Here is a 12,386-nt window from a genome sequence, read left to right as displayed (position 1 = left end):
TCACCTGAGCAGTCGAAATCGTGTACGCGCGAGGCGCAACTGCGTCCATCCGCCGCGCTGCCCTTACTGTTTCGCAATTGCAGGTGTATCGTATTTGCCTTTTGCGGGCCCGGTGCCCGAAGCAGATACGTGAGGTAGTTGAGTTCATGTCCTTTACCCGTCGCCAAATCCTCGGTGGCCTGGCCGGTCTTGTTGTCGTTGGAGTCGGAGCGGGAGGCGCGTCGCGCTACTGGCTGGGCAAGATGGCCGATGCTGACGCGGGCCACGACTACGAGCTGATCGCGGCGCCACTGGACGTCGAGCTGGTGCCGGGACACAAGACCGAAGCCTGGGCGTTCGGCCCGTCGGCGCCGGGCACGGAGTTGCGGGTGCGTCAGGGCGAATGGCTGCGGGTGCGCTTCATCAACCATCTGCCGGTGGCGACCACCATTCACTGGCACGGCATCCGTCTGCCGCTGGAGATGGACGGCGTGCCGTACGTCTCGCAATTGCCGGTGCTGCCCGGTGAATACTTCGATTACAAATTCCGCGTGCCGGACGCCGGCAGCTACTGGTATCACCCGCATGTCAGCAGCAGCGAAGAGCTGGGGCGCGGGCTGGTCGGGCCGTTGATTGTCGAAGAGCGCGAACCCACTGGTTTCAAGTACGAAAAGACCTTGAGCCTGAAGAACTGGCACATCGACGACGAGGGCAATTTCGTCGAGTTCAGCATTCCTCGCGAAGCGGCACGTGGCGGCACGGCGGGGCGGCTGTCGACCATCAACGGCGTGCCATCGCCGGTGATCGAGTTGCCGGCGGGGCAGATCACCCGGGTGCGTTTGCTCAACCTCGACAACACCCTGACGTATCGCATCAACATCCCCGGCGTCGAAGCGCAGATCTATGCGCTGGACGGCAACCCGGTCGAGCCGCGCCCCTTGGGCAAGGAATACTGGCTGGGGCCGGGCATGCGTATCTGCCTGGCGATCAAGGCGCCACCGGCCGGTGAAGAATTGTCGCTGCGCAACGGCCCGGTACGCCTGGGGACTCTGCGCTCGGTGGCCAATAACGATGCACCGACCGAGTGGCCGAAAGCCTTGCCCGCCAACCCGGTGGCCGAGCCGGATCTGGCGAATGCCGAGAAACTCAACTTCAATTTCGAATGGGTCGGTTCGGTGTCGGTCAACGTCGACAACGGCAAACCGCCGAGCCTGTGGCAGATCAACGGCAAGGCCTGGGACATCACCGACAAGACCTGCGCCGATCGGCCGATTGCCAGTCTGAAGCTGGGCCAGAGCTACATCTTCGAACTGAAGAACATGACCCAATACCAGCACCCGATCCACCTGCACGGCATGAGTTTCAAGGTGATTGCGTCGAACCGGCACAAGATCACGCCGTACTTCACCGACACGTATCTGCTGGGCAAGAACGAGCGTGCACAAGTGGCGCTGGTGGCGGATAACCCGGGGGTATGGATGTTCCATTGCCACGTGATCGACCACATGGAAACCGGCCTGATGGCCGCCATCGAGGTGAAGTGATGCGCCAGATTCGCCCCGCCGCGATCATCGACCGCAGCCGTGACCGCGATTTCATGCGCGAAGCCCTGGCCCTTGCCGAGCAGGGCGCGGCGCTGGGCGAAGTGCCCGTCGGCGCGGTGCTGGTGCAGGACGGCGAGATTGTTGGTCGCGGCTTCAACTGCCCGATCACCACCAGTGACCCGAGTGCTCACGCGGAAATGGTCGCGATCCGCGCCGCCGCGCAAGCGGTGAGCAACTATCGCCTGCCGGGCAGCACCCTCTACGTGACGCTGGAGCCGTGCAGCATGTGCGCCGGGCTGATCGTGCATTCGCGGATTGCCCGTGTGGTGTATGGCGCGCTGGAGCCGAAGGCCGGGATCGTGCAGAGTCAGGGACAGTTCTTTACCCAGGGCTTTTTGAATCACCGGGTGTTGTATGAAGGTGGGGTACTGGCCGAAGAATGTGGAGCAGTGCTGACCGAATTCTTCCGTGCTCGCCGAGCAAAAAGCCCCTCACCCTAACCCTCTCCCAGAGGGAGAGGGGACTGACCGGGTTGGATGGGCGAGATCCGCCGACCTGAGTTATCGAGTCGAACTCAAGTTTCGAAGAGCCCCAAGATCGGCTCCCTCTCCCTGGGGAGAGGGCTGGGGTGAGGGGGGGGGCACCGCGGTGTTTGAAAGGTTGGATTACTTCTTCGCAACGATGACCGCGCGCATCGGCGCCGGAAGCCCTTCGATAGTCTTGCTGTGATCTTCCGGATCAAGGAAGTCGCTCAACGACTGATACTTCATCCACTCGGTACCGCGCTGTTCTTCAACGGTGGTGGTGCTGACGTCCACGCAACGAATATCGGTGAAGCCTGCGCGGCGCAGCCATAATTCCAGCGCCGGCACCGATGGCAGGAACCACACGTTGCGCATCTGCGCGTAGCGATCTTCCGGTACCAGCACTTGATGCTTGTCGCCTTCAACCACCAGCGTTTCCAGCACCAGTTCGCCGCCCTTGACCAGGCAATCCTTCAGCGCCAGCAAATGCTCGATCGGCGAACGCCGGTGGTAGAACACACCCATCGAAAACACTGTGTCGAAGCCTTCGAGGTTCGGCGGCAGGTCTTCGAACGGGAATGGCAGGTGCCAGGCATTCGGCTCGGACAGATAACGCTGCACGGCCTGGAACTGGCAGAAGAACAGCCAGTTCGGATCGACGCCGATCACGCTGTCGGCACCGGCGCCGAGCATGCGCCACATGTAGTAACCGTTGCCGCAACCGACATCGAGGATGCGTTTGCCTTTCAGATCCAGATGCGGGGCGACCCGCGACCACTTCCAGTCCGAGCGCCATTCGGTGTCGACGTGTACGCCGAACAGGTCGAACGGCCCCTTGCGCCACGGCGACAGGCCCATCAGCGCGGTGCGCATTTGCGCGCGGGTTGCGTCGTCGCAGTCGGTGTCGAGTTTCAGGCCGTTGAGCAGATCGACTTCAGTCGGCGCAAGTTTCGGCAACGCATCTAGTGCACTTTGCCAACGCTCCAGATCGCCGTGGCCCTTCTCCATTTTCTTGTCGAGTTGCACTTGCAGGGTGTTGGCCCAATCGGCCAGCGGGGTACCGGCCAGACGGCGGGCGAGGGGGGACAGATCAATCATGGCAAGGCAATCAACGAGGCAAAGTTAAGACACTGGAACCACGGCACGACTTTCGAGAACCCGGCGGCCAGCAGGCGTTCGCGGTGTTCTTCGAGGCTGTCGGGCTTCATGACGTTTTCGATGGCGCTGCGCTTCTGGGCGATTTCCAGTTCGCTGTAGCCGTTGGCGCGTTTGAACGCGACGTGTAGATCAGTGAGCAGCGCGTGTTCTTCGGCATCGTTGAAGCGCAGCTTCTCCGACAGAATCAGCGCGCCGCCGGGCAGCAGCGACTGGCGGATACGCGAGAGCAACGCAGTGCGCTGCTCGGGGGCGATGAATTGCAGGGTGAAGTTCAGCGCCACCACCGAGGCCGGTTTGAACTCGAGCGCGAGAATGTCGCCTTCGATCACTTCGACCGGCAGTAACTCCTGGAACATCGAATCCTGACCATTGAGGTATTCACGGCAGCGTTCGACCATCGCCGCCGAGTTATCCACCGCGATCACCCGGCAACCGTCGGTGCGCACATGACGGCGCAGGGCCTGAGTCACGGCGCCGAGCGAAGCACCGAGGTCGTACAGCACGCTGTTCGGTTGTGCGAACTGCGCCGCCAGCACGCCGAGGTTTTCGACGATGGTCGGATAACCCGGCACCGAGCGCTTGATCATGTCCGGGAACACCCGCACCACGTCCTCGTTGAAGGCGAAGTCAGGCACCTGGGCCATCGGCTGGGCGAAAATGCGATCGGGTTCTTTGCTCACGGCGGTTCCGGCGGTGTCGGTGGAAAAGGCCGGCATTTTAGCCAAACTGGAGCTGGGATGCTTGGGTTGTCTGATAAAGCGCCGCAAGCAAGCCTTAAGCACACACCTGTGGCGAGGGAGCTTGCTCCCGCTCGGCTGCGCAGCAGTCGCAAAACCTGATTACCGGATATACCTGAAGTATCTCGTGTGGCGATTTTGGGGTCGCTTCGCAACCCAGCGGGAGCAAGCTCCCTCGCCACAGGGGTTAGTGGGGGTTTTTGGAGAACGCGGAGGCCGTGATCCCCCACTGTCCGAGCCAGTAACTGAGGATGATCACGTACGGCGCGGCGTGAAACGGCGACACAAAGCGGTCGATGCCAATCACACTGTCGGAGAACACGAACGCCAGCGCCCCCGCCGCCGCCAGCAACGCCGAGCGCTTTGGCACGTCAGTGCCGAGGCGAGCGAGGGCGCGCCAGAGCATCGCGCTGATCGCGGTGCCATAGACGAGCACTGGCACAAGCAACGGCCCGAGGCCACTGGAAATCAAAATCCCCAGCAGCACCGCGCCGACGCCGAGCGCGAGCACCAGCGGCAAGAGCGCCAAACGCTTGCAATCGCTGAGGTAAGCCTTGAGGTACGCCAGATGCGCGACCAGAAACGCACCGAGGCCAAACACAAACAAATCACCCGGCCACGCCAGCAACACATCACCGAGCACAGAGAAAATCAGCCCCAGGCTGATCCAGCGTCGATAGTCGCTGGGTGGCGCGTCGTGTAGCCAGCCGAGCAGTGCCAGCACCGGCAACGGTTTGACCAACAGGCACAGCAGCGCCGCATGGGTGCTCACACCGTAGAGAAAGGTCACCGCACCCATCAGCGCCAGAATCAGCCAGCCCACGATCAGTTCACCGAAATGGCGCAGTCGAAGGTTTCTGCCGGTTCAACTTCCGGTTCCCACGGCTGCTGCGAGGTCAGGCGCAGGCGGCCGGTGCCGGTGGCGAAAGCCTGAAAGCGCCAGGTGGAGAAACCGCCCGCGCCGACCATGCCGGAATCTTTCGGGCTGCTGTAGACCTCGGGGCTGAGGGCGTGCAGCACGCCGCCGGCCGAATCCTGAATGGCCCAGCGGTAGCCGGTGGTGGGGTTGCTCGGCAGCATCACGATCAGATTTTGTCCGTTGGTCAACTGCACGGGGCATTCGCTCTGGTTTTCCACGGTCACGTTCTGTTTTGGCTGCGTGGCGCAGGCGGCCAGCAAAGAGAGGGCGAGGGGGACAAACAGGCGAGTGGCGGACATAGGCTCAGTGGCTCCGGCGTTGGCGACGAACGGCGAGCATAACTGAAGATGAGACAAAGTGTGACAGTCAGGCAGGTCCAGTGCTGTCAGCACTGACGCCATCGCTGGCAAGCCAGCTCCCACAGGGATTGTGGTGAACACAGAATTTGTGAACACATCGAACACTGTGGGAGCTGGCTTGCCAGCGATAGCGGTAGATCTGGCGCTAAAGCTCTGTCAGAACAGCACCTTAGCCACATCCGCAAAGCGCTTGGCAAAGTGCACGGTAATCCCTTCCTTCAAGTAATCCGGCAGCTCCTCGAAGTTACCCCGGTTCGGTTCCGGCAGAATCAACTCAAAGATCTTCTGCCGCCGCGCCGCGATCACCTTCTCACGCACGCCGCCAATCGGCAGTACATGCCCGGTCAGGGTCAGTTCGCCGGTCATCGCCACGCCTTTTTTCGGCGGCTGATTGCGGGCGAGCGAGAGCAGGGCGCTGGCCATGGTCACGCCGGCGCTCGGGCCGTCTTTCGGTGTGGCACCTTCCGGCACGTGCAGGTGGACGAAGGCCTCGTCGAAGAATTTCGCATCGCCACCGAACTGTTTGAGGTGCGAGCTGACGTAGCTGTAGGCGATCTCCGCCGACTCTTTCATCACATCACCCAGTTGCCCGGTGAGTTTGAAGCCACGGTTGAGCGTGTGAATTCGCGTGGCTTCGATCGGCAGGGTCGCGCCGCCCATGCTGGTCCAGGCCAGACCGGTGATCACGCCGGTGCCGGACAGCACTTGTTCATTGCGGAACACCGGATGGCCCAGCGAGGCTTCGAGGTCTTTCGGGCCGAGCTTGATCACTGCTTTCGGGTCTTCGATGAGTTTCATCACTGCTTTGCGCACCAGTTTGCCCATCTGTTTTTCCAGCTGGCGCACCCCGGCTTCACGGGCGTAACCGTCGATCAACGCCTTGAGTGCGCTGTCGCTGATGCTCAGGCTGCCCTTGGACACGCCAGCCTTTTCCAGCAGTTTCGGCCACAGGTGACGCTTGGCGATGGCGACTTTTTCTTCGGTGATATAGCCCGACAGGCGAATCACTTCCATCCGGTCCAGCAACGGCCCGGGAATCGAATCCAGGGTGTTGGCGGTGCACACGAACAGGACTTTCGACAGGTCCATGCGCAGGTCGAGATAGTGGTCGAGGAATTCGACGTTCTGTTCCGGGTCGAGGGTTTCCAGCAGCGCCGAGGCCGGGTCGCCCTGGTAGCTCTGGCCCATCTTGTCGATCTCGTCGAGCATGATCACCGGGTTCATCACTTCGACGTCTTTCAGCGCCTGGACGAGTTTGCCCGGCTGCGCGCCGATGTAGGTGCGGCGGTGGCCCTTGATCTCGGCTTCGTCGCGCATGCCACCGAGGCTGAAGCGGTAGAACGGGCGGCCGAGGGATTCGGCGATGGATTTGCCGACGCTGGTTTTACCCACGCCCGGCGGGCCGACCAGCAGCACGATCGAACCGCTGATTTCGCCTTTGTAGGCACCGACCGCGAGGAATTCGAGGATGCGATCCTTGATGTCGTCGAGGCCGGCGTGGTGTTTGTCGAGCACTTTGCGCGCGTGCTTGAGGTCGAGTTTGTCCTCGCCGTACACGCCCCACGGCACCGAAGTCGCCCAGTCGAGGTAGTTGCGGGTGACCGCGTACTCGGGCGAGCCAGTCTCGAGGATCGACAGTTTGTTCATTTCCTCTTCGAGGCGTTTCTGCACCTGCGCCGGCAGGACTTTGCCTTCCAGACGCTGTTCGAACTGTTCGAGGTCGGCGCTGCGGTCGTCCTTGGTCAGGCCGAGTTCCTGCTGGATGACCTTGAGTTGTTCCTTGAGGAAGAACTCGCGCTGGTGTTCACCGATCTTGCGGTTGACCTCGGCAGAGATCTCTTTTTGCAGGCGCGCGACTTCGACTTCCTTGCGCAGCATCGGCAGGACTTTTTCCATGCGTTTGAGCATCGGCACGCAGTCGAGCACTTCCTGCAGTTCGGGGCCGGTGGCGGAGGTCAGGGCGGCGGCGAAGTCGGTCAGTGGCGATGGATCGTTGGGGCTGAAGCGGTTGAGGTAGTTCTTCAGCTCTTCGCTGTACAGCGGGTTGAGCGGCAGCAGTTCCTTGATCGCGTTGATCAGCGCCATGCCGTAGGCCTTGACCTCGTCGGTCGGCTCGGTCGGCTGATGCGGGTATTCGACTTCCACCAGGTACGGTGGACGGTGGTGTTTTAGCCAGGTCTTGATGCGCACGCGGCTCAGGCCTTGGGCGACAAATTGCAGTTTGCCGTTTTCGCGGCTGGCGTGGTGTACCTTCACCAGAGTGCCGTATTCCGGCAGGGCTTTGGTGTTGAAGTGGCGCGGGTCTTCCTGGGGCGTGTCCATGAAGAACAGGGCCAAGGAGTGGTGTTCGGATTTGCTGACCAGATCGAGGGTTTCGGCCCAGGGTTCTTCGTTGACGATGACCGGCAGCACTTGGGCCGGGAAGAACGGGCGGTTGTGGATCGGGATGACGTAGACCTTGTCCGGCAGGTTCTGGCCGGGCAGGGCGAGGCCTTTGCCGGTGGAGTGGTGTTCGATGTGGTCAGCTTCGGTGTAGTCGTCGGGGTTGTCGGGGAATTCTTGCTGGTCGCTCATTGGGGCACCTGCGCAATGGGGTATGGGTCTTAGATGGGGCAGGCTTTGGGTGGTTTCAATGGGGGGCGGTGTTTCTGCTTGGGTGTTCAGGGTTTTGACAGGCGTCACGCTTTGGGCTTGGCGGCCTTTGGGCCGACCAGGTTCTTGGTTTTTTTGTGTACATATCCGTTTTTTCGGTAACGGCTGCTTAGGGTTTCGCCCTGACGGCGACTCACTTTTTTGACAAACGCCTCAAAAAAGTAAGCAAAAAAAGGCTTGCTCCTGCGTTCGGCCCGCTCGCTGGGGCTCGGGGTTCCTTCGCTCCGGGACTGATCCGTGGGGCAGCGCCTCCGGTTTGCTTCGCTGCACCTCCTCTCGCTGTGTTTGGCTGCGCCAAACGGTCGCTGCGCTCCCACCCCCGGATCAATCCCTCCGCTCAGCCTTCCGACGTCGCCCGTGGATCAAGAGCAAGATCAAGAGCTGCAGCCGAGCTAACGCTCATCCTGGAGTGGGGCGGCATGCGCCGCGTGCGGGTTGTACTTATCTTCCTGTAGGAGCTGCCGCAGGCTGCGATCTTTTGATCTTATTTTTTGTGGGCGCTGGCTTGCCAGCGATGGCGGCCTGACAGCCGACCGATCTCCAACTGCCTGTACCCATTCCCACTGTAGGAGCTGTCGCAGGCTGCGATCTTTTGATCTTATTTTTGCTTTTGCTCTTTTGTGGGAGCTGGCTTGCCAGCGATGGCGGCCTGACAGCCGACCGATCTCCAACTGCCTGCACCCAATCCCACTGTAGGAGCTGCCGCAGGCTGCGATCTTTTGATCTTACTTTTGCTTTTGCTTTTTTGTGGGAGCTGGCTTGCCAGCGATGGCGGCCTGACAGCCGACCGATCTCCAACTGCCTGCACCCATTCCCACTGTAGGAGCTGCCGCAGGCTGCGATCTTTTGATCTTACTTTTGCTTTTGCTTTTTTGTGGGAGCTGGCTTGCCAGCGATGGCGGCCTGACAGCCGACCGATCTCCAACTGCCTGCACCCATTCCCACTGTAGGAGCTGCCGCAGGCTGCGATCTTTTGATCTTCAACGTCAAAAGATCGCAGCCTTCGGCAGCTCCTACACAGTTACATCGTGTAATGGCTTGGCTTCGCGAGCAAACCCGGTCCAGCAAGGGTCAGCTGTGCGCTGCAGATTGGGTGATTTCCACATTATCGAGCACCCGATTCACCGCCAGCTCAGCCAGCATGATGATCTGCTGGATCGCCAGTATCGTCTGACGCTGCGGGCTGTCCACATACGCAGCGATATCGCTGGTCATGATGCTCGCCGAGGCCAGTGATTCGCAGGCGTGAGCCAGCAGGCTTTCGTTGTCCATGTCGGGGGCGACCTGGAACATGCTGCTGGGTTTGTGGAATCTCACCGCGGCAGCAGAGGGTTTCAGGTAGTGATCCAGCGCACGCTCGGCGGCGTCGTGGAGTTTTTTTGAATCGAGGGATTCGTAGGGGGAGGTTTCGGGGGGATTTGGTGTGGGTTTGATCATGGTGAATGCTCAGTTGGTGAAGTGGAGCTGTCTTCAATTGCCGCGACGCAATCTGAGGTGGCAGCTGTACGCGGGTTCGCGGACCGATAACTGAGGAATCGGCATACCTCCAAAGAAGGTATCCCGCGCACAGCCGCCATGACACAACCAACAGGCATCCGAGGTGCTGTCAGGTTGGCGATTATGCATCAGTTATCAGGCCGCGACGCCCGGCCGCTGAATTTGCAGCGACCACCAGAGCCTATCCACCCGACTTCCGAGGCACAACCGCCGCATCCTGTCGGAAATCTCCCGCTCACAACGCGCTTCTGTAGGAGGAACACCTTCCTTTGTAGGAGTGAGCCTGCTCGCGATAGCGGTAAATCAGTCACCGGAAGTATTGACTGAAATACCGCTATCGCGAGCAGGCTCACTCCTACAGTGTTTGGGGTGAATTCCACATTGGTGGGCACAAAAAAGGCGATGCCCCTCACGGAACATCGCCTTTCCTTTACCGCCGCTAAAGCTTATTCCGGCAGTTTGTACGCAATCACGTAGTCACCCATCTTGGTGCCCAGCGAGCCGTGACCACCCACAACCAGCAGCACGTATTGCTTGCCGTCCTTGCCGGTGTAGGTCATTGGCGTCGCTTGACCGCCGGCAGGCAGACGCGATTTCCACAGTTCTTTACCGGTGTTCACGTCGTAGGCGCGCAGGTACTGGTCGAGGGTGCCGCTGAGGAAGCCGACGCCGCCGGCAGTGACCATCGAGCCGCCCATGCTTGGCACGCCCAGGGTGAAGCCGATCGGGATCGGCGAGCTGTCGCGGCTGGTGCCGTTTTTGCGTTTCCACACGACTTTGCCGGTGGTCAGGTCGATACCGGCGACGTAGCCCCAGGCCGGGGCCTGGCACGGTACGCCCAGTGGCGACATGAACGGGTGCATGATCACTGCGTAGGGCGCGCCGGTGTTCGGTTGCACGCCAGCGGTTTCGCTCTCGCGTTTGCTGCCGGCGGCGACTTCTGCGCGTGGCACCATTTTCGAGACGAAGGCCATGTAGTTCGGGCTGGTGAACAGCATCTGGCGAACCGGGTCGACCGAGACGCCGCCCCAGTTGAACACGCCGACGTTACCCGGATAGATCAGGCTGCCCTGTTCCGACGGAGGCGTGTATTGGCCTTCGTAGCGCAGTTCCTTGAACTGGATGCGGCACAGCATCTGGTCGAACGGGCTCGCGCCCCACATGGCTTTTTCGGTCAGTTCCGGGGCCAGCAGGTTGAGGTCCGAACGGGCCTGGGTCGGTGCAGTGTGGTCGCCTTTCACGGCGCCTTGCGGTACCGGGATTTCCTTGATCGGGATGATCGGCGTGCCGTCACGACGGTCGAGGACGTACAGGCTGCCCTGTTTGGTCGGAGCGATCAGCGCCGGTTTCACGCCGTCGGCGGTTTTCATGTCGAGCAGGGTTGGCTGGCTGCCAACGTCCATGTCCCACAGGTCGTGGTGGGTGAACTGGTAGTTCCAGCGCACTTTACCGGTGGCCAGGTCGAGGGCGACGATGCCGGCGCTGAATTTCTCGGCGCCCGGGGTGCGGTCGGCGCCCCACTGGTCTGGAGTCTGGTTGCCCAGTGGCAGGTAAACCATGCCGAGTTTTTCGTCGACGCTGGCCAGCGACCACATGTTGGCCGAGTTGCGGCTGTAGGTTTCGCCTGGAGCCAATGGCTCGGTGGCGTCCGGCTTGTCGCTGTCCCAGTTCCATACGAGATGGCCGTCGCGCACGTCGAAGGCGCGGATCACGCCCGATGGCTCGTTGGTCGACTCGTTGTCGGTGACGTGACCGCCCATGATCACCAGATCACGGGTAATCGCCGCTGGCGAGGTGGAGTAGTAGCCACCGGCGGTGAACGGGCCGATGCCTTGGGTCAGGTCGACCACGCCGTTTTTGCCGAAGCCTTCGCAGATCTTGCCGGTGTCGGCGTTCAGGGCGATCAGACGGGCATCAGCGGTTGGCAGGTACAGTCGACGCGGGCAAGCCTGGGCAACGGCTTTGCCTGCTTCGGAGATGACAGCGGACGCAGCGTTTTCAGACTTGGCGTAAGCGGCTTCGTCGTAGTACGACACGCCACGGCAGGTCATGTGGGCGAAGCCCTTGAAGCCCACCGGGCTCTTGATCTGCGGGTCGAAGCGCCAGATTTCCTTGCCGGTGTCCGGGTCCAGCGCCAGCACTTTGCTGTGCGCGGTGCAGGCATAGAGCATGCCGTTGGCTTTGAGCGGGGTGTTTTCGTTGGTCAGCTCTACCGGGTCATCGGCGGTCGGCAGGTCGCCGGTCTGGATGCGCCAGGCTTCTTGCAGCTTGCCGACGTTGGCCGGGGTGATCTGCTTCAGCGGCGAGTAGCGGTCACCGAACTCGGTGCGGCCATAGGCCTGCCAATCGCCATCAGGCATGGCTGGCGCGGTGCTGGTCATGTCCGCGGTGTCGCGGCCCAGTTCGCCAAAGGTTTCGCCCGGGTGGGTGAACAGGCTGGCCAGGGCAGTGACGCCGGCCAGGACCACGGCCACACTCAGACCGCCAGTGCCCATTGGCGCCGGGCCATTGAGCAGCAGCGGACGACGGAACCACGGCAGCAACATCACGATGCCGAGAACGAACCACAGCGCCAGTCGCGGCACCAGTTGCCACCAGTCCAGACCGACTTCCCACAGGGCCCAGACCGTGCTGGCGAACAGCACGATGGCGTACAGGCCCAGCGCCGCACGACGACGCAGCAGCAACAGAATGCCGCTCAGCGCAATGCCGATACCGGCCAGCAGGTAGTACAGCGAGCCGCCGAGCATGCTCAGCTTGACTCCCCCGGCCAACATGGCCAGGCCCATCAGTAGAAGCAGAATGCCGAGCAGGCTCGGTAGCAGACGGCCCCGACTCGAAGCACTTTCGGTGCTCATAGTGTGATTCTCCGTGACGTTTATTTAGTCCCGCGCTTTAGTCACTCTAGATGACGATTGGGCGCGGGTATGGTTCAGATAAAAACTTGTCTAGCTAACGAATTTCATGAGTTCCCCTGTGGGAGCTGGCTTGCCAGCGATGGCGGAGTGTCAGCCGAC

Annotated in this window: 9 protein-coding genes; 2 read left to right on the top strand and 7 right to left on the bottom strand. The window is 61.4% G+C overall.

The features are described from left to right. Positions 1-146: 146 nt before the first annotated feature. Both ABV589_RS09090 and tadA read left to right on the top strand, forming a co-directional pair. Entirely contained in the window at positions 147-1,523 is a 1,377-nt protein-coding gene (locus ABV589_RS09090; protein ID WP_367085623.1) for a multicopper oxidase family protein, read from the top strand. Further along, positions 1,523-2,023: a tRNA adenosine(34) deaminase TadA gene (gene tadA / locus ABV589_RS09085; protein ID WP_367085622.1), complete on the top strand. Its 501-nt coding sequence runs from the start codon at positions 1,523-1,525 to the stop codon at positions 2,021-2,023. Before ABV589_RS09090 ends, tadA begins: the two co-directional genes overlap by 1 nt. A gap of 165 nt (positions 2,024-2,188) precedes the next feature. Here the strand turns inward: tadA and cmoB are convergent, their stop codons facing one another. The 7 genes from cmoB to ABV589_RS09050 form a co-directional block, all read right to left on the bottom strand. Continuing rightward, positions 2,189-3,145, bottom strand: coding sequence for a tRNA 5-methoxyuridine(34)/uridine 5-oxyacetic acid(34) synthase CmoB (cmoB, locus tag ABV589_RS09080; RefSeq protein WP_367085621.1), 957 nt, complete (start codon positions 3,143-3,145; stop codon positions 2,189-2,191). Further along, positions 3,142-3,921 (bottom strand): carboxy-S-adenosyl-L-methionine synthase CmoA, encoded by a 780-nt coding sequence (gene cmoA, locus ABV589_RS09075; protein ID WP_367085620.1) that lies wholly within the window; start codon positions 3,919-3,921, stop codon positions 3,142-3,144. Before cmoA ends, cmoB begins: the two co-directional genes overlap by 4 nt. A gap of 208 nt (positions 3,922-4,129) precedes the next feature. Next, positions 4,130-4,765, bottom strand: coding sequence for a lysoplasmalogenase (locus ABV589_RS09070; protein ID WP_247268050.1), 636 nt, complete (start codon positions 4,763-4,765; stop codon positions 4,130-4,132). 2 nt (positions 4,766-4,767) lie between these two features. Continuing rightward, on the bottom strand, positions 4,768-5,160 hold the full coding sequence (locus tag ABV589_RS09065) for a protease inhibitor I42 family protein (protein ID WP_007964468.1): 393 nt from the start codon (positions 5,158-5,160) through the stop codon (positions 4,768-4,770). A 216-nt stretch (positions 5,161-5,376) separates the two neighbouring features. Beyond that, positions 5,377-7,794, bottom strand: coding sequence for an endopeptidase La (gene lon, locus ABV589_RS09060; protein ID WP_367085619.1), 2,418 nt, complete (start codon positions 7,792-7,794; stop codon positions 5,377-5,379). A 1,149-nt stretch (positions 7,795-8,943) separates the two neighbouring features. Beyond that, entirely contained in the window at positions 8,944-9,309 is a 366-nt protein-coding gene (locus ABV589_RS09055) for a DUF6124 family protein (protein WP_367085618.1), read from the bottom strand. Between the two features lie 506 nt (positions 9,310-9,815). After that, a complete protein-coding gene (locus ABV589_RS09050) occupies positions 9,816-12,227 on the bottom strand; it encodes a glucose/quinate/shikimate family membrane-bound PQQ-dependent dehydrogenase (protein ID WP_367085617.1) in 2,412 nt (803 codons plus the stop codon). Positions 12,228-12,386: the final 159 nt, after the last annotated feature.

Source organism: Pseudomonas sp. HOU2 (genome assembly GCF_040729435.1).
Classification (GTDB): Bacteria; Pseudomonadota; Gammaproteobacteria; order Pseudomonadales; family Pseudomonadaceae; genus Aquipseudomonas.
Note: the sequence above shows the minus strand (reverse complement) of the source record. Positions and strands in the feature narration are given on the sequence as shown.

Coding starts and splice junctions, on each gene's coding strand:
- ABV589_RS09090 (WP_367085623.1), top strand. CDS start 147: ATGTCCTTTACCCGTCGCCAAATCCTCGGTGGCCTGGCCGGTCTTGTT.
- tadA (WP_367085622.1), top strand. CDS start 1,523: ATGCGCCAGATTCGCCCCGCCGCGATCATCGACCGCAGCCGTGACCGC.
- cmoB (WP_367085621.1), bottom strand. CDS start 3,145: ATGATTGATCTGTCCCCCCTCGCCCGCCGTCTGGCCGGTACCCCGCTG.
- cmoA (WP_367085620.1), bottom strand. CDS start 3,921: ATGCCGGCCTTTTCCACCGACACCGCCGGAACCGCCGTGAGCAAAGAA.
- ABV589_RS09065 (WP_007964468.1), bottom strand. CDS start 5,160: ATGTCCGCCACTCGCCTGTTTGTCCCCCTCGCCCTCTCTTTGCTGGCC.
- lon (WP_367085619.1), bottom strand. CDS start 7,794: ATGAGCGACCAGCAAGAATTCCCCGACAACCCCGACGACTACACCGAA.
- ABV589_RS09055 (WP_367085618.1), bottom strand. CDS start 9,309: ATGATCAAACCCACACCAAATCCCCCCGAAACCTCCCCCTACGAATCC.
- ABV589_RS09050 (WP_367085617.1), bottom strand. CDS start 12,227: ATGAGCACCGAAAGTGCTTCGAGTCGGGGCCGTCTGCTACCGAGCCTG.